The 19,180-nt window shown below is 68.3% G+C and carries 18 protein-coding genes; 9 read left to right on the top strand and 9 right to left on the bottom strand.

The genetic code is table 11. The features are described from left to right. Positions 1 to 452 precede the first annotated feature (452 nt). Entirely contained in the window at positions 453 to 1,601 is a 1,149-nt protein-coding gene (locus tag KLK06_RS23630) for a methyltransferase domain-containing protein (protein WP_214637744.1), read from the top strand. Here KLK06_RS23630 and KLK06_RS23625 read toward each other — a convergent pair. Beyond that, the gene (locus tag KLK06_RS23625) at positions 1,591 to 2,049 is read right to left on the bottom strand and encodes an ATP-binding protein (protein ID WP_214637743.1); all 459 of its coding nucleotides are present in this window, start codon (positions 2,047 to 2,049) and stop codon (positions 1,591 to 1,593) included. The two genes, KLK06_RS23630 and KLK06_RS23625, sit on opposite strands and share 11 nt — an antisense overlap. Between KLK06_RS23625 and KLK06_RS23620 the strand changes: the two genes are divergently transcribed. Continuing rightward, complete coding sequence (locus tag KLK06_RS23620; protein WP_284735094.1) at positions 2,048 to 2,992, top strand: helix-turn-helix transcriptional regulator; 945 nt, start codon at positions 2,048 to 2,050, stop codon at positions 2,990 to 2,992. The genes KLK06_RS23625 and KLK06_RS23620 overlap by 2 nt on opposite strands. 27 nt (positions 2,993 to 3,019) lie before the next feature. Next, on the top strand, positions 3,020 to 3,286 hold the full coding sequence (locus tag KLK06_RS23615) for a DUF397 domain-containing protein (protein WP_214637741.1): 267 nt from the start codon (positions 3,020 to 3,022) through the stop codon (positions 3,284 to 3,286). Between the two features lie 3 nt (positions 3,287 to 3,289). Here KLK06_RS23615 and KLK06_RS23610 read toward each other — a convergent pair whose 3' ends face one another. The 3 genes from KLK06_RS23610 to KLK06_RS60060 all read right to left on the bottom strand — a co-directional run bounded on the left by KLK06_RS23610 (position 3,290) and on the right by KLK06_RS60060 (position 5,904). After that, positions 3,290 to 4,006 (bottom strand): response regulator transcription factor, encoded by a 717-nt coding sequence (locus KLK06_RS23610; protein WP_214637740.1) that lies wholly within the window; start codon positions 4,004 to 4,006, stop codon positions 3,290 to 3,292. Then, positions 3,991 to 5,334 (bottom strand): histidine kinase, encoded by a 1,344-nt coding sequence (locus KLK06_RS62410; protein WP_308168407.1) that lies wholly within the window; start codon positions 5,332 to 5,334, stop codon positions 3,991 to 3,993. The genes KLK06_RS23610 and KLK06_RS62410 overlap by 16 nt, the downstream gene beginning before the upstream one ends. A 249-nt stretch (positions 5,335 to 5,583) precedes the next feature. After that, positions 5,584 to 5,904 (bottom strand): hypothetical protein, encoded by a 321-nt coding sequence (locus tag KLK06_RS60060; protein WP_250905884.1) that lies wholly within the window; start codon positions 5,902 to 5,904, stop codon positions 5,584 to 5,586. Between KLK06_RS60060 and KLK06_RS23600 the strand changes: the two genes are divergently transcribed. From KLK06_RS23600 to KLK06_RS23590, 3 genes are all read left to right on the top strand, one after another. Continuing rightward, a complete protein-coding gene (locus KLK06_RS23600) occupies positions 5,840 to 6,853 on the top strand; it encodes an alpha/beta hydrolase family protein (RefSeq protein WP_374197149.1) in 1,014 nt (337 codons plus the stop codon). The two genes, KLK06_RS60060 and KLK06_RS23600, sit on opposite strands and share 65 nt — an antisense overlap. 151 nt (positions 6,854 to 7,004) lie before the next feature. Beyond that, positions 7,005 to 9,359, top strand: a complete 2,355-nt coding sequence (locus tag KLK06_RS23595) for a penicillin acylase family protein (protein ID WP_214637738.1) — start codon at positions 7,005 to 7,007, stop codon at positions 9,357 to 9,359. Positions 9,360 to 9,370: 11 nt separating this feature from the next. After that, positions 9,371 to 9,961, top strand: coding sequence for a bifunctional 2-polyprenyl-6-hydroxyphenol methylase/3-demethylubiquinol 3-O-methyltransferase UbiG (locus KLK06_RS23590; protein WP_214637737.1), 591 nt, complete (start codon positions 9,371 to 9,373; stop codon positions 9,959 to 9,961). Here the strand turns inward: KLK06_RS23590 and KLK06_RS23585 are convergent. The 5 genes from KLK06_RS23585 to KLK06_RS23565 are packed head-to-tail and all read right to left on the bottom strand — an operon-like array spanning position 9,958 to position 15,109. Beyond that, the gene (locus KLK06_RS23585) at positions 9,958 to 10,842 is read right to left on the bottom strand and encodes an aldo/keto reductase (protein WP_214637736.1); all 885 of its coding nucleotides are present in this window, start codon (positions 10,840 to 10,842) and stop codon (positions 9,958 to 9,960) included. The two genes, KLK06_RS23590 and KLK06_RS23585, sit on opposite strands and share 4 nt — an antisense overlap. Before the next feature lie 9 nt (positions 10,843 to 10,851). Further along, the gene (locus tag KLK06_RS23580; RefSeq protein ID WP_214637735.1) at positions 10,852 to 11,835 is read right to left on the bottom strand and encodes an aldo/keto reductase; all 984 of its coding nucleotides are present in this window, start codon (positions 11,833 to 11,835) and stop codon (positions 10,852 to 10,854) included. 4 nt (positions 11,836 to 11,839) lie between these two features. After that, the gene (locus KLK06_RS23575; protein ID WP_214637734.1) at positions 11,840 to 12,745 is read right to left on the bottom strand and encodes a carbohydrate ABC transporter permease; all 906 of its coding nucleotides are present in this window, start codon (positions 12,743 to 12,745) and stop codon (positions 11,840 to 11,842) included. 22 nt (positions 12,746 to 12,767) lie between these two features. After that, entirely contained in the window at positions 12,768 to 13,685 is a 918-nt protein-coding gene (locus KLK06_RS23570; RefSeq protein WP_214637733.1) for a carbohydrate ABC transporter permease, read from the bottom strand. After that, positions 13,682 to 15,109 carry a sugar ABC transporter substrate-binding protein gene (locus tag KLK06_RS23565; RefSeq protein ID WP_214637732.1) on the bottom strand — a complete coding sequence of 476 codons (1,428 nt, stop codon included), beginning with the start codon at positions 15,107 to 15,109 and terminating at the stop codon, positions 13,682 to 13,684. Before KLK06_RS23565 ends, KLK06_RS23570 begins: the two co-directional genes overlap by 4 nt. 306 nt (positions 15,110 to 15,415) lie before the next feature. On the opposite strand from KLK06_RS23565, the gene KLK06_RS23560 reads away from it, so the two are divergent. Genes KLK06_RS23560 through KLK06_RS23550 form a run of 3 tightly spaced genes read left to right on the top strand, consistent with a single transcriptional unit; the run spans position 15,416 to position 19,166 of the window. After that, complete coding sequence (locus tag KLK06_RS23560; RefSeq protein ID WP_214637731.1) at positions 15,416 to 17,149, top strand: glycoside hydrolase family 97 protein; 1,734 nt, start codon at positions 15,416 to 15,418, stop codon at positions 17,147 to 17,149. After that, a complete protein-coding gene (locus KLK06_RS23555; RefSeq protein WP_214637730.1) occupies positions 17,146 to 17,952 on the top strand; it encodes a hypothetical protein in 807 nt (268 codons plus the stop codon). Before KLK06_RS23560 ends, KLK06_RS23555 begins: the two co-directional genes overlap by 4 nt. After that, positions 17,949 to 19,166 (top strand): heparin lyase I family protein, encoded by a 1,218-nt coding sequence (locus KLK06_RS23550; protein WP_214637729.1) that lies wholly within the window; start codon positions 17,949 to 17,951, stop codon positions 19,164 to 19,166. The genes KLK06_RS23555 and KLK06_RS23550 overlap by 4 nt, the downstream gene beginning before the upstream one ends. Positions 19,167 to 19,180 lie beyond the last annotated feature (14 nt).

Genomic DNA, 19,180 nt, shown 5'->3' with positions numbered 1-19,180 from the left:
GATCGTTCGACAACTCTCGAAAAGCGCCGTCACGGAGCGTGGTCTCACTTACCGTGTGCGTATCGACGGGCCGCTTCGAGAGGAGTCGATCGCTGATGAGCAACCCCCACCCAGATCCCGTGGGGACGTCCCATAGCGGGATGATCATAAGCACCCTAGAACTTGAGCTGACCGGCAGGTGCGCCCTTCAATGCGTCCACTGCTACGCCGATTCGGGTCCCGCGGGGACACCTGGCACGATGATCAACGACGATTGGATTTCGGTCATTGATCAGGGTGTCGCGCTTGGCATTCCCCAGATTCAGTTCAACGATCCCGGCAGCCCGTAGCCTCACTAACATGTGCAATCCCGAGTGCAAACCGGGCACAGGAGACGGATCAGACTGCGCACCCGCGGAGACCGAGGTATGTGATCCTTCGTACTGCGATCCCGACTCCTGAGGACTCCATCAGTGACCTGGCACGAACACGCCGCTCGGCTCGCCGCCAGCGTGACTTCGCGTGGGTCACGGTGGCGCGAGCCCGTCACGACCACTCCCCGCCACCTGTTCGTTCCCCGGTGGTGGGATACCCCAACTGGCGCCTCGTTCGGCACGTGGCAACTACGCGACGGGCTTGCTGACGAGCAGGAGTGGCTGGCGACGGGCTACCGTGACGAGAGTCTGATCACGCAGGTGGCGGGCGTGCACGCCGATCATGCCACCCCCGGACAGGTCCTCGCCGGGCGGCCGACCTCCAGCTCCACACTGCCTGGTCTGGTTGTTCGTATGCTGCGGCACGGGGAGATCTACGACGGCGCGGACGTGCTCGACCTGGCTACGGGCTCGGGCTACAGTGCCGCGCTGCTGTCTCGGTCGCTGGGCGATGCGCACGTCACCAGCATCGACGTAGACCTCTATCTGACCGAGGCCGCCGCCGAGCGGCTCGATCGCGTCGGTCTGCACCCCAAGGTCGTCACCTGCGATGGGAACGGCCCGCTGCCCGGCCGGTACGACCGGATCGTGTCGATGGTCGCGGTACGGCCGATACCCGCGAGTTGGCTGGAAGCCCTGCGCCCCGGAGGGCGGCTGGTCACCTGCATCGCCAACACCTCGCTGATCGTTACGGCGAACAAGACCGACGACGGTTGGGCGCGCGGGCAGATCGAGCGTGATTGGGCGATGTTCATGCCCACCCGTTCCGGGAGCGGAGCGTACGGGTCGGGGCTTGCCGACATGTACGAGGCGATCCGGGATCAGTCCGGCGAGGACGTCGGGCAGGGGCGGTATCCCGTCGTCGACGTCGGAGCCGGGTGGGAGTTGCGGTCAATGCTGGAGGTCATGGCCCCGGGGGTCGAGGACCGGTACGAACAGGGGGAGGATGGTCGTCGGACGGCCTGGCTTCTGCACGAGGACGGGTCGTGGGCTCGGGCCAGTGCGCAGGGGATGGACTGTCCGACCGTGCATCAGGCGGGGCCTCGCAGGTTGTGGGACATCTTCGACGATATTCGGTTCCATTGGCTGGCCAGCGGGTCACTGCCGTTGTACGGCGCTCGCGTCTCCATCACGCCCAGCGGGGTCATTCGCGTATGGCGGGGCACCTGGAAGGGCGTTATTCGCTGACCGTCCCCATCGAAGCTCCGTCTTTGGCCGACATCTCCACCCACACCACCTGCTGCCCCGAGCCCCCATCTCGTACGCCCCACCGAGTCGCGAACGCCTCGACCAGCCACAACCCGCGCCCGCCGCACTCACCGACCTCGGCCTCTCGCACCTCCGGGACCGTCGTCGCGCCCTCGTCGATCACCTCGATGCAGAGCGTCGCGGCATCGACGGTGGCGATGTTCAAGGTGACCACGCCACCAGGGTGGCCGGACGCGGTGTGCGCCACGGCGTTCGTGGTCAGCTCGCTGACCACCAGCCGCACATCGTCGGTGTCCACGTGCCCTGCGGCCGTCAGGATCTCCGCGATACACCGACGAGCAAGCGACACCGAACGCTCCACTCCCGGCAACACGATCTCGCCCAGGAACTGCCCGCTTCGTTGCTGTTCGTGTTCGTAATACGGCATGCAAGGCCCTTTCTGCGGATTTCGGGCTATCTCCCTTTGGCGGGCAGGACGATTCCGCCTAATTGCGACAAAGGACGTATGGGTGGCGCGAGGCAAGCACATCCCCACCGTTGCCAGTACGCGTCTGGCCAGGGAGCTTCGGACTCAGCGTGACAATGCGGGAATGAGTCAAGAGGCCGTAGCCGAAGAGATGGGCTGGGCGGAAAGCAAGCTATATCGGATCGAGAACGACAAAAGCCGCGTCCTGCAGCGCGATGTTAAGCGCCTCCTCAAGCTTTATGGGACTGAGGAGAAGCAAGCGGAGGTGATCGCCGAGCTTGGTCGCCTCGCGGGCGAGCCTGACTGGTGGCATCAGTACTCGGGGGCGATTCCGGAGTGGTTCCAGGTCTATGTGGTGCTGGAGGCTTCTGCCTCACATGTCTTCGGCTACCAGTCGGAACTCGTTCCCGGGATCCTGCAGACCGAGGGCTACGTGCGATCGATCATGTCCACCGCGCCCGAGCCTGACTCCGACGTCGAGATCGATAGCCAGGTCCAGGTTCGAGTGAACCGCCAAGCCCGACTCACAGAGAAGAGCCCGCTCAATGTCTGGCTTGTGCTGAACGAGGCCGTTATCCGGCGCACCGTAGGTGGGCCCGCTGTCATGCGTGAACAGGTCGAGCATCTGATCAAGATTGCCCAACTCCGTAACGTGACCCTTCAAGTCCTTCCCTTCAAGAGCGGTGAGCACAGCGCCATGCACGGCTCGTTCAACCTCTTGAAGTTTCCGGCGCCCGATGATCCCGACAAGGTGTATCTAGAGCAACAAATCGGGGGTATCTACCTGCAGAAGACGCACGAAGTGGAGCGGTACAGGCTGATGCTCGATGATCTACGCGCTCGAGCGCTCGGTCCTGGAGAGACGATCGCCGAGCTCCGCGCAGTGCGGGCAGAGTTGACGTGATGACCGGCAGTGAGGGAAGGGCCCATCGTGGACCTAACCGCCGCAATCTGGCGCAAGAGCACTCGGAGCGGCAACAACGGCGGCGACTGCGTCGAGGTCGCTGTCATGCGTGGCTGTGACGCAGGGGTCGCCAACAAGGCCGGCGAGGAGTTCGTCGTTCTCGTTCGTGACACCAAGAATCGGGATCGTGAGCCGCAGGTGTTCACGATCTCGGAATGGGACGCTTTCCTGGACGGAGTGCGGGGCGGGCAGTTCGATTCGTCGATCATGGTTGAGGAATTGCACGGCGTTTGATGGCTACAACGGCCCCCGCGCACTCCCTGGCGGCGGGTCGGTGGGTGAGCCCGGAGTGATCAACCCGGTTTCGTACGCGAGCACGACCGCCTGAACCCGGTCCCTGAGGCCGAGTTTGGACAGGATGCGCGCGACGTGGGTCTTCACCGTCGTCGGGCTGAGGCTCAGGCGTTCGGCGAGTTCGGCGTTGCTCAGTCCGGTGGCGAGCAGGCGCAACACCTCCAGCTCCCGGGGTGTCAGCTCCGACAGGTCGCGGTGAACGGCCGCCCGGGCCTCGTCGCGGCGGGCGAACCGTTCGACCAGGCGGCGGGTGATCGACGGGGCGAGCAGGGCGTCGCCCGCGCGGACCAGGCGCACCGCGGCTACCAGGTGCTCGGGCGTGACGTCCTTGAGCAGGAACGCGCTGGCCCCCATGGTGAGCGCGGCATAGACATAGTGATCGAGGTCGTAGGTGGTCAGGATGAGGACGCGGGTCTCGTCCGCGGCGTTCGCCGTGATCTGCCGGGTGGCTTCGAGGCCGTCCATCTCCGGCATCCGGATGTCCATGAGCACGACGTCGGGTCGGGTGCGCCGGACGGCGGCGACGGCTTCGGCACCGTTGGCCGCCTCGGCCGCCACCTCGATGCCGTCGGCGGCGAGGATCATGCCGAACCCGCTGCGTACCAGCGCCTGGTCGTCGGCGATGACCACGCGCAGTGGCCGGTTCACGTGCTGGTCCATGGAACCCTCGCCTTGATCTGGTAGCCGCCGCCGCTCATGGGTCCCGCCTGGAGGGTGCCGCCGTAGAGCGCGAGCCGCTCGCGTAGCCCGATCAGGCCCCTGCCCTGGCCGTCTCCGGCGCGCATCGCCTGCCGGCCGCCGGTGTCGGTGACCTCGATCTCCAGCCAGTCGCCGCTGTGGCCGATCGTGACGGACGCCGCGGCGCCGGCCGCGTGCTTGATCGTGTTGGTCAAGGCCTCCTGTACGACGCGGTACGCGGCCAGGTCCACCCCCGGCGGCAGCGGGCCGGGCGGTGGAGAGACCTCGACGCTGACCGGTACTCCGGCTTCGCGAACCCGTTTGATCAAGGAGTCGAGCTGGTCGAGTCCCGGTTGTGGTTCGAGCCCGTCGGCGCTGCTCGCCGCCCGCGCGCTTTCCGGACCGGCGAGCAGGCCCATGACGTGGCGGAGTTCGGCCATGGCGGCCCGGCCGCTGGCTTCGACCGCCAGCATGGCCTGCTTCGACTGGGCCGGGGCCGCGTCCATGACCTTGCGCGCCGCTCCGGCCTGGATCACCATCACGTTCACATTGTGGGTGACGACGTCGTGGAGTTCGCCGGCGATCCGGGAGCGCTCCACCTCGACGGCCCGGCGCATGGCCTCCTCCTGAGCCTGCTGCAGTGCGGCGAAGCGGCGTCGGCCGGTGTCGAGCCGCTGCCTCCAGAACCGGCCGAAACTCGCGGCGACCCCAGCGCTCAGCAGCACCACGAACGGGCCCAGCCAGCTCGGCAACGGCGGTACGGAGTCCTGGAAGGCCGCGCCGGCCACGACGGTCGCGAGGACGAGGCCGCCCATCGCCAGCGCCCGGTGACGGCTGTAGGCCACGGCGCCATAGGCGGCGATGGCGAACGTCAGCACGGTGATCCAGGTCGCGTCGTCGGAGGTGGCCACCGCCGCGACCAGCACCACCCAGAAGGTGATCAGCGGATACAGCCGCCGCACCGCCAACGGCAACGCGGTCAGGACCACCAGGAGCGGAAGCGGGCCCGAACCGGCCGAGTCGCCGGCGGGGGGATTGACCGGCCGCACCAGAGTGTCGGGCCGGACCTCGCCGCTTCGTGGCTGCGGAGTCGGCCGCAGTTGCAAGGGCTCCATCAGGGAGTGTTGTCGCACGTCGAGGCGGTGGAGACCACCGTCTGTCGTGCTCGCCGTCGCGGCCACCGCGACAGCGGTCAGGACGATCGCGAGCAGCAGGTCGGCGAGAAGGGATCGGCGCGAGGGCCGGGCGGGTGCCTGCTCAGGGCGCAGCACATCCAGCCCGAGCTGCCACCATCCACGTCGTTCGCTCACTGTCACTTATGCATTGTCCCGACTGCACGGTACGTCCCGCGTCAGCCTCGGTGACCGGGCCTGACGTCCCCCAGGAGTACATCGCAGGGATGACACCGCTGGGGGTCGTCCTCAATGAGGGGCCCGATATCGGCATGACAGCCGACGCGGGCCCATCTCCTCCGCGCATAGCTTGCTTGCTGCCATCGGCCGCCCGTGGAGATTCCATCGAGGCGGCCGATCCGATCAGGAAGGACAACAGTTCATGGGTCATGTGATTGCTCGGAAGACAGCGCGCCGAGGCGTCACCGCCGTCGCGGCTCTGCTCGCCTTCGTGGCCGCCACCTCCTGCGCCGCCGCGTCCGCAGCCGAGCCGGCCCGGTCCGACGGTCCCTCGCGGACGCCGTCGTCCACCTCCACCCGGCCGGCCTCCCCCAGGCCCGCCTCCGCCGCTCTGGCGTCCGTCCGGAGCGGCACGCCGCACCTCCCGAAACCGACCGGCTCCCAGCCGGTCGGCACCACGTCCTTGTACCTCAAGGACACCTCCCGCGCCGACCCCTGGGTTCCCAGCGTGAAGGCGAGGGAGCTCATGGTCTCCCTGTGGTACCCGGCGAAATCCCGCGGCGGGAAGTCGGCTCCGTACATGACTCCCAAGGAATCAGAACTTCTGATGAAAGACGGTGAAATAACCGATCTGCCGCTCGACCTGCTCAGCAAGACGCGGACCATCGCGACCATCGACGCGAAGCCCGCGGGTCAGCGGCGCGGACTGCCGCTGGTGGTGCTCTCTCCCGGCTTCACCGAGCCCCGGAGCTCGCTCACCGCACTGGCCGAGGACCTGGCGAGCAGAGGGTACGCGGTGGTCTCCATCAGCCACACGTACGAGACCGCCACGAGTTTCCCCGGCGGACGGATCACCACCTGTGTGGCCTGCGAGGTCAAGGAGAAGGACCAGACATTCTGGGACAAGGTGGGGGCAACTAGAGCGGCCGACGTCTCCTTCGTGCTGGACGAACTGACGCGCGCACACCCCAAGTGGAAGGGCGCCGAGCTGATCAACCCGGCCAAGATCGCGATGGCCGGCCACTCGGCGGGCGGCGCGAGCGCCGTGAGTGCCATGCTCAAGGATCCGAGGGTACGCGCGGGGATCGACATCGACGGCACCGCGTTCGTCCCGGTTCCGGCGAGCGGGTTGTCGCGGCCGTTCCTCTTCCTGGGCACGCAGGCGAAGCACAGCCCGGGCGGAAAGGACGTCTCGTGGGACGGCGTCTGGCAGAACCTGACGGGGTGGAAGCGCTGGCTCGTGGTGGCGGGGGCGGAGCACGTCTCGTTCACCGACATCGCCGTGCTGGGCGAACAGATCGGCATCTACCGGAACACCGACCTGCCCCCTACCCGCTCCATGGAGATCACCCGCACTTACGTGGCGGCGTTCTTCGACCAGCACCTGCGCGCGAAGCCGCAGCCGCTGCTCAACGAGCGGTCACCGCGTTTCCCCGAAGTCAAGCTGTGTGACGTCGCGCAGAAGACGTGCGCTTAGCACCCCTACCCCACCCCTACAGGTGAGGTGAGCAGGGGGGTCATGGGGTTTTTCCGGCGCCGTGCCCCCTAAATATCCCGAATTCGCTGGCCGAAATCACCGCAGGCGTCCTGTCATGGAAGTCGCCGAGGGGAACGAGAGGTGCTGTGCCATGCGGAGACGCCCGCGTGCCGGAGCGGCGCTGGTGGCCGGACTCGTGCTGAGCCTGACGGCGCCGTCTGTGGCGGCGCAGTCGCGGCAGGCCACGGAGCAGTTCGTGCCGGGGCTCAGGCAGCCGGTCGAGCTGCTGGTGGACCAGTGGGGCGTGCCGCACATCTACGCGCAGAACACCGATGACCTCTTCCTCGCCCAGGGATTCAACGCCGCCAGGGACCGGCTGTTCCAGATCGACCTCTGGCGGCGACGCGGCCTGGGCGAGCTGTCCGCGGTCTTCGGCTCCGCCTACGTGGAGCAGGACAAAGCGACGAGGATGTTCCTGTACCGCGGAGACATGGACCGGGAATGGTCGAGCTACGGCCCCGGAGCGAAACAGGCCGCGACCCGTTTCACCGAGGGCATCAACGCCTACGTACGGTGGCTCGCCCGCAATCCGGACAGCATGCCGCCTGAGTTCCGGCAGCTCGGCTACGCGCCCGCGCTCTGGCGGCCGGAGGACGTGGTGCGGATCAGAAGCCACGGCATCTCCAAGAACGTCTTCAGCGAGGTACTCCGATCGCTCCTCGTCTGCGCGGGGGGCATCGAGGCCGCCGGATCCCTGTGGCGCCTGGAGCCCGAACGGACCGTCGCCCTGCCCCAAGGGCTCGACCCCTGCGACGTGCCCGTAGACGTGCTGCGGACGTACGACCTGGCCACGCGGGGCGTGGTCGTCGAGAACGGCGCGTTACGCCTGGCCCCCGCAGACCCGGCGGGCCCCGAGGGCAGCAACAGCTGGGCTATCTCGCCGGGCCGGTCCGCCACGGGCCGGCCCATCCTGGCCAGTGACCCGCATCGGTCCCTGACCGCGCCCTCTCTGCGCTACCTGGCCCATCTGTCGGCGCCCGGGCTCGATGTCATCGGGGCCGGTGAACCCGCGCTGCCAGGGATCTCGATAGGGCACAACGGCACCGTCGCGTTCGGATTGACCATCTTCGGCACCGATCAGGAAGACCTCTACGTCTACCAGCTCGATCCCGATGACCCGGGCAGGTACCGGTACGGCGACGGCTGGGAGCGCTTCAGGACGACGACCGAGCAGGTGCCGGTCGCGGGCGGCGCACCGGTCGAGGTGGAGTTGCCCTTCACCAGGCACGGTCCCGTGCTCAAGATCGACCGGCAGCGCAACCTCGCATACGCCCTGCGCACCACCTGGCTGGAGCCCGGCACGTCGCCCTACTTCGGCAGCCTGACGTACATGGGCGCCCGCGACTTCCCGCAGTTCGCCGCGGCCATGAGCACCTGGGGCGGGCCGCCCGAAAACCAGGTTTATGCCGATAAATCGGGCAACATCGGCTGGGTGCCCGGCGGCCTCACTCCCAAGCGCACCGGCTACGACGGCCTGCTGCCCGTCCCGGGCGACGGCCGCTACGAATGGGACGGCTTCTATGACGGCGCCCGCCTGCCCCGCTCCTACAATCCGCGCCGGGGGCTGGTCACCTCGGCGAACGAGTTCGACCTTCCCGCGAACCACCCGGTGCGGGTGGGGTTCGAGTGGGATCCCCCCTACCGCAAACAGCGGATCGACGAGGTGCTCGCGTCAACGCCGCGCAGTTCGGTCGCGGACTCGATCCGGCTGCAGGCCGACAAGGTGTCCAAGCCCGCCCAGCGGATCGTACGCGTGCTCGCCGGCCTGACGAGCACGGATCCGGACACCGCGCGGGCGCTGGAGCTGCTCCGCTCCTATGACGGGGCGGCGGACGCGGACTCGCCGGAGGCGGCCCTGTTCGAGCCGTGGTTCTCGCGCCATCTCGTGCCGGCCTTCCGCCGCGCGGTGCTGCCGCCGGCGGTGGCGGACTTCATCCCGGTCACCGATGCCCGCCTGCTGGTCGACGCGCTGGAGAACCCGGAACGCTGGTTCGGGTCCGGCGGGACGGCCGCGCGGGACGAACTGCTGGCCACGACACTGGCCACCGCCTACCGCGAGGTCGCCGGGCGGCTCGGTGCCGACCCGCGCGTGTGGAAGTGGGGGGCGCTGCAGTACACCGAGTTCACCAGCCCCGTCGGCGCGAACGTGGGTCCCTTCCCCCGGGGCGGCTCGGCGTACACGGTGGACGCCTCCACCTACAACCCGGCCACCTACCAGCAGTCGTCCGGAGCGTCGTTCAAGATGGTGCTCGACGTCGGTCAGTGGGACAACTCCCGCGCGGTCAACGCCCCCGGCCAGTCCGGGGATCCGCGGAGCCCGCACTACCGGGATCTGGCGGAACGCTGGAGGTCGGGCGAGTACTTCCCGCTCCTGTACAGCCGCGCCCAGGTGGAGCGGTACGCCGCGAGCAGGATCACGCTGCGGCCGGGTGGATCTGGGCGATAGCTTCGCGTGTCATGTCGTTCAATCACAATGATCACTATCATCCGCTTCTGCTCAAGCAGATTCCGGAAGGGGCCGCGACCGCCCTGGATGTGGGCTGTGGGACCGGCCGGTTCGCTCGTCGCCTGGCCGGGCGGGGGCTCGAGGTCGACGCGATCGATTCGTCCGCGGCAGCCATCGAGGCGGCCCGCTCGACCCCGGGCTCCGTACGGTACGAGCAGGCCGACATCGCCGTGGCCGAGCTGCCGCGTGGCCGGTACGACTTCGTCTCGTGCCTGGCGAGCATCCACCATGTGCCGTTCGAGACGGTGCGCCTGTTGCGTGGATCGCTCGCGCCCGGTGGGGTGCTGGCGATCCTCGGCTGCTACCGGGAGAGCACACCGGCGGATTTCGCGATGAGCTTGTGCGCGGTGCCGGTGAACGCGGTCGCGCGCCTGCTGTCGAAGGCCGGTTCAGAAGATGGCGAGATGATGGTCGCCAAGGCCATGATGACGTTGCCGGAGATCAAGGCGGAGACGGCGACGCTGCTGCCCGGAGCCTTGGTCCGCCGGCTCCTGTTCTGGCGCTACCTGCTCGTGTACCGGGAGCCGCACCGCGTTCCTTAGAGGGCATGCCAGAGGGCGTCGGGTACGGGGTGGTCCAGGGCGGCCAGGTTGGTGGTGATCTGGGCTGGTTCGTGGGCGCCCACCAGGATGGAGTGGACCGCCGGGTGCTGGAGGGGGAACTGGAGGGCCGCTGCCGTCAGGGGGACGTTGTGGTCCTGGCACGCCGCGGCGATCCGCTGGACGTCCGCCGGGGCGTCCGGGGGATGGCTGGTCAGTTGACCGCGGTGCAGGAGGCCGGCCGCGATGACGGGGATGGCCCGCTCCTGGCACAGGGGTAACAGCTCCTCGAACGCCGACCGGCGCAGGAGCGTGCACTGGTCGGCGGCGAGCAGGACGTCGGGGTCGGCGTGCTTGACGAAGTCGACGAGCATCCGCGACTGGTTCATGCCGACGCCGATCGCCCGCACCACGCCCTCGGCGCGCAGGTCCGCCAGAGCGGGGTACGCCTCGTCCAGAGCCTGCGGCCAGTGGCGGTCGGGGTCGTGGATGAGCAGGATGTCGATCCGGTCCAGGCCGAGGCGGTCCAGGGAGTCCGAGACACTGCGCAGGACGCCGTCGCGGGTGAAGTCCCACTCGACGTGGTGATCGTCGGGGACCGCGAAGATGCTCGCCTCACGCGACCCGTTGGAGCCGGGCTTGACCAGCCGGCCGACCTTGGTCGACAGGAGGTACGCGGACCGGGGGCGGGCACGCAGCGCCCGGCCCAGGCGCTGCTCCGCCAGGCCGAGGCCGTAGAAGGGAGCGGTGTCGAAGTAGCGGATCCCGGCCGCCCAGGCCGTGTCGATCACGGCCTGGGCCTGGGCGTCGGAGATGGGCTGGAGGTAGTTCCCCAGAGGTCCGCCGCCCAGGCCCACCCTGGGGAGGGCGAGTGAGGGAGTCACCGTGTGCTGCTACGCATCGACACCTGCCTCCTTGATGGCCCGGTCGATCTGGGTGAGCTCGTCAGCGGTGAAGTCGAGCCGGTCGACGGCCGCGACGTTCGCCGCGAGCTGCTCGGGGCTCGACGCGCCCACCAGCACCGACGTGATGCGCGGGTCGCGCAGCGCCCACGCCAGCGCGAGCTGGGCCACCGACTGCCCGCGGGCCGCGGCGAGGTCGCCCAGCGCGCGGACGAACGTCAGCACCTCGGGCGTGACCCGGTCGGCCGTGAGGAAACGGCCCTCGGCCGCCCGCGAGTCCGCCGGGATGCCGTTCAGGTAGCGGTCGGTCAGCAGGCCCTGGGCCAGCGGCGAGTACACGACGCAGCCCATGCCCTCGCGCTCCAGCACGCCCAGCAGCGACTCCTCGATGCCCCGCTTGATCATCGAATACACCGGCTGGTGCACCACCAGCGGGGTGCCGAGGTCGCGCAGCAGCCGGGCGGCCTCCGCCGTACGCTCGGGGGAGAAGTTGGAGACCCCGACGTAGAGGACGCGGCCGGTGCGCACCATGTGGTCGAGCGTGCTCACCTGCTCTTCCAGCGGCGTGGTGTCGTCGTCGCGGTGCAGGTAGAAGATGTCCACGAAGTCGAGGCCGAGCCGGTCCAGCGAGCGGTCGAGCGTGGCGAGCAGGTGCTTGCGCGAGTTGCCCTTGCCGTAGGGGCCGTCCCACATGGGGTTGCTGCCCTTGGTGGTGACGACGATCTCGTCACGGTGCCCGCGCAGGTCCTGGCGGAAGATCGTGCCGAACGTCGACTCGGCGGCCCCGAGCGGCGGGCCGTACCTGTCGGCGATGTCGAAGTGGGTGATGCCGAGGTCGAGCGCCTTGTGCAGGATCGCGCGCTGGCTGTCGAGCGGCTTGCCGCCGCCGAAGTTGTGCCACAGGCCCAGCGAGACCGCGGGCAGGAGCAGACCGCTCCGGCCACATCTCCTGTACGGCTGGCGTTCGTAGTTCAACAGCTCACCTTCCTGCTATTCCGGTCAGCGTCACGCCCCGGATAAACGTTTTCTGGGCAATGAAGAACAGTACGACAATCGGCATCATCGCCACGATCGACACCGCCATCATCTGGTTGTACTGGGTGGCGTACTGACCGGAGAACATCCCGAGCCCCAGCGGGATCGTGAACTTCTCGGTGGTCCGCAGGTAGATGACCGACTCCAGATACTGGTTCCAGTTGCCGACGAACGAGAACAGCATGATCGCCGCCAGCGCGGGCTTCGACAGTGGCAGCATGATCTTCCACAGGATCCGCCACTCCGACGCGCCGTCGATCCGGGCCGCGTCGATGAGCTCCTGCGGGATCGTGGTGAAGAACTGGCGCAGCAGGAAGATGTACAGCGCCACCCCGAAGAACTCCGGCACGATCAGCGGCAGGTACGTGTCCACCCAGCCGAGCTTGGCGAACAGGATGTACTTCGGCACCAGGGTGATCTCGCGCGGGATCATCATCGTGCCCAGCATGAGCGCGAACAGGAAGGCGCCCAGCCGCGCCCGCATCCTGGCGAACGCGTAGGCGGGCAGGACGCACGAGATCAGGTTCCCCGCCATCGACAGGGCCGTGATCACGATGGTGTTGACCAGGAACCGGGTGAAGGGCAGGCTCCCGCTCCAGCCTCGGGCGTAGTTCTCGAAGTGGAAGGAGCTGGGCAGGAACTCAGGCGGGAAGGCCAGGTTCTCCGCGTCCGACTTCAACGACGTCGTCACCATCCAGAGGAACGGCAGCAGGAACACCCCGGTGGCCGCGATGAGCAGGACGTACGCGCCCGCCCGCTGGGCCCGCCTGACGCGCTCGGCCTGACCGGAGGTCATGGTGGCGCGCCCGGGCCGCCGGAGGTCGGGGGCGGCCTTCGTCTCGACGAGCATCCCGGCCCTCCTCTCAAAATGATCAGTGGAACTCGTAGTGAACCCAGCGCCTGGCCAGGCCGAACTGGATCAAGGTGACGACGATGACGATCAGGAACATGGCCCAGGACAGCGCGGCGGCGTAGCCCATGTCGAAGAAGACGAACGCCTGCCGGTAGATGTAGAGCCCGAGCACCATGGTGGAGTTGGCCGGGCCGCCCTCGGTCATGATGAGGATGAGCGTGTACGCCTGGATGCTCGCGATGAAGCCCGTCACGACGTTGAAGAAGATCACCGGCGACATCATCGGCACGGTGACGCTCCAGAACCTGCGCCACCAGCTGGCGCCGTCGATCTCCGCGGCCTCGTACAGCGTCTTCGGGATGCCCTGCAGGCCGGCCAGGTAGATGACGATGGTGTTGCCCGCGCCCCAGACGCTCATCAGGATGAGGGCCGGCATCGCCCACTCCGTCGAGCCCAGCCACGGCGGGCCCGAGACGCCGACCAGCGCCAGCAGCTTGTTGATCAGGCCGAAGTCGGGGTGCAGGATGTTCAGCCACAGCAGCGCGGTCGCCACGCCCGAGACCACCGACGGCAGGTACATCACCGTGCGGAACAGCCCCTGGAAGCGCAGCGGCTGGTTGAGCAGCAGGGCCAGCGCGAAGGTGAAGACGACGCCCAGCGACACCGCGCCCAGGCCGAAGTAGAAGGTGTTGCCGATCGAGTCCCAGAACTCCGGGTCGTTCACCATCTTCTGGTAGTTGGCCAGGCCCGCCCAGGTGGGGCTGCGCAGCAGGTTCCAGTGGGTGAAGCTGATCGCGATCGAGGCGAGGATCGGCCCGCCGGTGAAGAGCACGAACCCGATCACCCATGGCGAGACGAACAGGTGGAAGCGCCGGGCCTCGCGGCGGGCCAGCGTGTGCTGACCCCGCCGCGAGAGGACGGCGGCGACACCACTCATGCGATCTTGTTCTCGGCCAGCAGCGGCGTGATCTTGTCGGTGATCTCCTTCAGACCGCTCGCCAGGTCGGTCTTGCCGATCATGACCCGCTCCCAGATGGGCTTGGCCGTCTCGACGACCTTCTTGTTGGCGGGCAGCTTCAGCACGCCGTCGCCGGTGCCGTACTCCTTCATGGCGGTCTTGACGGTCTCGACGACGTCCTGGGGGATGCCGAGGGCCTCGGCGTTCGGCTTCCAGGCCGACTGCCTGGCCGGGGCGCTGATCCGGCGGAACTGCTGCCCGGTCGAGGAGAGGTACTCGTTGAGGTAGATCCAGGCCGCGTCCTTCTGCGGCGACTTGGCGTACATGGCCAGGGCGCTGCCGATGACCGGCGTGAAGCGGCCCTTCGGGCCCTTCGGCGTGGGCGCGGCGCCCCACGTGAACGCCTTCTGCTTGGCCAACTCGGTCAGGATCCACGCGCCGTTGATCGTCATCGCCGCGTGCCCGACCTTGAACGGCTCCACCTTCGCCAGCACCTGGTTGAGCTCGGCCAGGCTCGGTACGGCCTTGTCCTTGTTCAGCAGGTCGAGCCACATGCCCATGACCTTCTGCGCCTCGGGCTGGGAGATGAGGGAGGCCGACTCGTCGGCGTTCAGGTAGCGCCCGCCGTACTGCATGAGGGCGCGCGGCGTGATGTCGGGCTCGGGCAGCAGCATCGGGGTGAAACCGTAGATCTTCTCGGCGCCCGAGCCGCTGGTGAGCTTCTTGGCGACCGCCATCATCTTCTCGACGGTCCACGACTCGTCGGGGTACTTCTCGCCGGCCTTGTCGAAGATGTCCTTGTTGTAGAAGAGCAGCTTGGGCGCCATATCGGTGGGCAGGCCGAACAGCTTGCCGTCCCGCTCGTAGTAGCCGAGCGCGTTCACCGGCAGGTCCTGCTTGTCGAACTCGGGCGTCTTGGCGATGTACTCGTCCAGCGGCTGGAAGATGTCGTTGGCGATGAAGTTCTGGGCCCAGCTGTAGTGCGTGTAGATCACGTCGGGCATGGAGCCGCCCGCCGCCTGGGTCATGTACTTGGTGAGGTAGGCGTCGAACGGTGAGGTCTCGCGCTTGATCTCGATGTTCGGGTGGCGCTTGTGGAAGAAGAAGTCGAACTGCGCGTTGCGTACCTCGGCGATCACGTCCGCGGTGATCGCCACCGTCAGCGTCACCTTCGACGCCGGGTCGGCCACGTCGGTCTTCGGCCACGTCAGTGAGTTGTTGAGCTGCTCCGCCTCCGCGAACGGCCAGGTGTCGTTGCCGGGCCGGTTCGGGTCCAGCGTCGGCACGCCGGACTTCGTGGGCGCCGCGGCCTGCCGCTGCTGACGGGTGTCGCCCGCGCAGGCGGACAGCACGGGCACGGTCGCTGCCGCCACCGCGAGGGCCAGCATCTGGCGACGGTTCATCTCCATGGGGGGCCTTTCAGAGGAAGGGCTCGATCACCGGCACGGCCACGTCCGGACGCCCGCTGCCCGGGCGAGAGAGATCCGATGTGTTGCTCCGTCATCATCCGATGCGTGGGGCATGGCCGTACCGTAGACCTATCAATTAACTTCGTCAAGAATTGAATTGCAATCGGTTGCAACCTAGGCTCGGGCACGTTGTGAGGAGCTCAGCGGGCCGGTGCGCGCCGCTCGTCCGAGCCGGCGAGCCCGAGCGGATTGCCGATGAGTCCTCCTATCTCTGCTCTGGAGGGCCCTGTGCCGAGTTGGATGCTCAGTGATGAAGACCTGGAAGTCGCGGTCGCGCTCTCGGCCGACGGCGAGCCGACCCTGGAGGTGCGGCGCGGCGGTCGCGTGGTGGTGCGGCCCTCCAGGCTGGGCCTGCGGGCCGCGCACGAGGACCTGAGCACGGGCCTGGCCTTCGACGGGCTGTCGTCCCGGCAGGTGACGGAGTCCTATGACACGGTGACCGGCAAGCGGCGCGAGCACCGCTATGCGGCCAGGGAGTGGACGCTGTCGTTCACCAAGGGCACGCACCGGCTGGACCTGGAGGTGCGGATCGGCGGCCACGGCGTGGCCTATCGGTACGTGGTCCCCTGGACCGGACCGGTGACCGTAATCGACGAAATTTCGGAGTATGTGGTGCCGGGGGAGGCTCGGGCGGTGCTCCTGCCGTACGAGAACGGGCGCTGCGACTACGAGGAAATCCACCGGCACACCCAGGTCGCCGACGCCGAGCCCATCCTGTACGGCTACCCGTCGCTCTTCCAGATCGGCGAGACCTGGCTGTTCATCACCGAGTCGAACCTGGACAGCGGCTACGCGGGCACCCGGCTCCGCTTCGACGGCCACGCCTTCCGGCTCGACCTGCCCGACCCGTACGTGACGGCGGCCAGCCCGCTCGTCACGCCGTGGCGCACGATGATCATCGGCGAACTGGCCACGATCGTGGCCAGCGACCTGGTGACCAGCCTGGCCGCGCCTTCGGCGGTGGCCGACACCTCGTGGATCCGGCCCGGCGCCGCGGCCTGGTCGTGGTGGTCCGACGGGCCGTCCACACGGGACCTGGAGGCGCAGAAGCGCTGGGTCGACTTCGCCGCCGCGCACGGCTGGCCGTACGTGCTGGCCGACGCCGGATGGAACAAGGAGTGGATGCCCGAGCTGATCGCCTACGCCGCGGCCAGGGACGTCGGCGTCTGGCTCTGGTCGCACTGGCAGCACGTCGACACCGAGCTGGAACACCGCGAGAAGCTCGCGCTCTGGAAGGAATGGGGCGCCGTCGGCGTCAAGATCGACTTCACCGAGTCCGACGGCCAGGACCGGATGCGCTGGTTCGACGCCATCCTGGCCGCCACCGCCCGGCTGAAGCTCATGGTCGTCTTCCACGGCGGCACGATCCCGCGCGGCACCGAGCGGACCTGGCCGCAGTTCATGACCGCGGAGGCGGTCAAGGGCGCCGAGTGGATCAAGCCGAAGCCCGGCAAGCCGCCGCTCTATCCGCCCGGGCACTACCTGTCGCTCGCGTTCACCCGCAACGTGCAGGGCCCGATGGACTTCACCCCGTGCACGTTCACCGCGGTCCGCGCCATCTCCGCCGGATTCGAGCTCGCGCTGTCGGTGATCTTCGAATCGGGCGTCCAGCACTTCGCCGACAGCATCGAGTCCTACCGGGCCAGGCCCGAGGCGTTGCGGCTGCTGTCCGGCGTCCCCACCGCATGGGACGACACGCGGCTGCTGTCCGGCGACCCCGCCGACCACATCCTGCTGGCCAGGAGGAGCGGCGACGAATGGTACGTCGGTGCGGGCGTGTCGGGCGAGGCGCGCACGCTCACCGTGCCGCTCGACTTCCTGGACGCGGGGGAGTGGGCGGCCGAGATCTACCGGGACGCCCCCGACGACGGCCTCCTCGCCGAGACGGCGACCGTCTCCGCCGGGGGCAAGCTCGACCTCGCCGTATCCCCCAACGGCGGGTTCACGCTCCACCTGAGGAGAGAGACCCCATGATCAAGCGCCTGAGCGGCACCCTCGCCGCCCTCACCCTCATCGTGTTACCCACCTCGCCCGCCTCGGCCGCGGCGCCCGTCTGGACGCAGCGCTGGAACCCGAGCCCGGCCAACCAGACGGTCGCCCAAGCTTTCGAGGGCATCGAGGACGACCGCTCCGACTCCCACCCCGGCGTCACCCACATCTACGTCTCCGGCGACGCCTACCGCTTCGACATGCACACCCAGGACCGCGACGGCGACGACCGGCAGCGCAACGAGGTCAAGGGCATGCGCACGAGCAGCAGCGCGTACATCAAGATCCTGAAGAACCAGGTCTGGCGCATCTCCTACCAGCTGTACATCCCGACCTCGCTCGACGCGACCAGCTCCTTCACCCACATCGCGCAGATGAAGGTGCCCGGCTCCGGCGCGCCCCTCTACACGATGTCGCTGCCCATCTCGGGCGGCACGCCGAAGATCAACGTCCGCTACTGGGACGAGGACGAGCAGACGCACGAGGTCGGCACCACGAACCTGGCCCCGATCCAGGGCAAATGGCTCGACACCACCTTCGAGTTCAAGGCCTCGGACACCGGGTACCTGCGCTGGACGCTCAAGGACGGCTCCACGACGCTGGTCGACAAGCGCCTCGACAACACCGACCTCTGGCGCGCCGACACCGACTACCTCCGGCCCAAGTGGGGCATCTACCGCAGCATCAACAGCTCCGGCCTGCAGAACACGTACCTGCTGATCAGGAACCTGCGAGCCGACCAGCAGACGGCCGCCGCGGCCGAGACCGACGTGGCGGAGCGCCCGTGAAGATCACTCGCCTGGCGGCCGCGCTCGCCGCGCTCGCCCTGATCGCGACCGCCACGCCCGCCGCCGCGGCGCCCACGCCGTCCCCGTCCCAGACGGCCCGGCCGCCGCGCTGGGAGCTGCGCTGGGACCCGAGCGTCAGGAAGGACGGCGTCAAGGCGTTCGAGGCGCTGGAGGACGACCGGCGCGGCTCCCACCCCGAGGGCCAGCCGCACGTCTTCACCGACAAGGACGCCTGGAAGTTCACCGCTCACCTGGAGGACCGCGACGGCTCCGACCGCATGCGCAACGAGGTACGCGGCATGCGCGACCACGACGGCGCCCCGCTGGAGATCCGCAAGGACGAGACCTGGCGGATCAGCTACCGCATGTACATCCCGGACACCCTCGACGCGACCACCTCGTTCACCCACATCTGGCAGTTGAAGAACTCCGACGTCGGCACCCCGATCGCGCAGATCTCGCTGCCGGTCATCGGGGGAGTCCAGAAGATCGCGGCCCGCTACTGGACGCTTCCGGACAACGCCTCGCACGACTTCGCCACCGCCGACCTGGAGCCGATCCAGAACAAGTGGGTCACCACCACGCTGGAGTTCAAGTCGAGCGACGACGGCTACATGCGCTGGACCCTGGAGGACGGCCGCCGGACGATCGCCGACCAGAAGGTCGAGCACATCGACCTGTGGTGGACTCAGGAGCAGTACAACCGCCCCAAGTGGGGCATCTACCGCAGCATCAAGAGCGCCGGGCTGCAGGAGACGTACCTGCTGGTCAAGGACCTGAAGGCATGGCAGCTCGGCTCCGCGACTCCACCGGTCAAGCTGCCGGCGCCGGACCGGAGCCCGGGCGCCTATGAGGCCGAGCGGGTGGGCAACGTGTGGGAGGGCGCGGCCGAGCCCGCCTACTGCGCGGTCTGCTCGGGCGGCCGGAAGGTGATCCTCATCGGCGGCAACGTCTACGACTACGCCGTGGTCAAGGGCGTGCTGTCGGAGATCGCCGGCACCCGGCGGATGACCGTGCACGCGCTGGTGGACGGCGCGCAGACGTTCGCGGTCAGCGTCAACGGGGCCGACTCGATCCAGGTGCCGATGACCGGGACCAAGGACACGGTGACGACCACGACCGTGCCGGTGGACCTGGTGGCCGGGGTCAACACGATCCGGTTCTTCAGCCTCACGGCCAGGGGTCCCGAGCTCGACAAGATCGTCATCAGCTGAGCCCGCACGGCCCG

It is taken from the genome of Nonomuraea sp. NEAU-A123, from assembly GCF_018603905.1.
Taxonomy (GTDB): Bacteria; Actinomycetota; Actinomycetes; order Streptosporangiales; family Streptosporangiaceae; genus Nonomuraea.
This window is presented reverse-complemented; position numbering and strand designations above follow the sequence as displayed.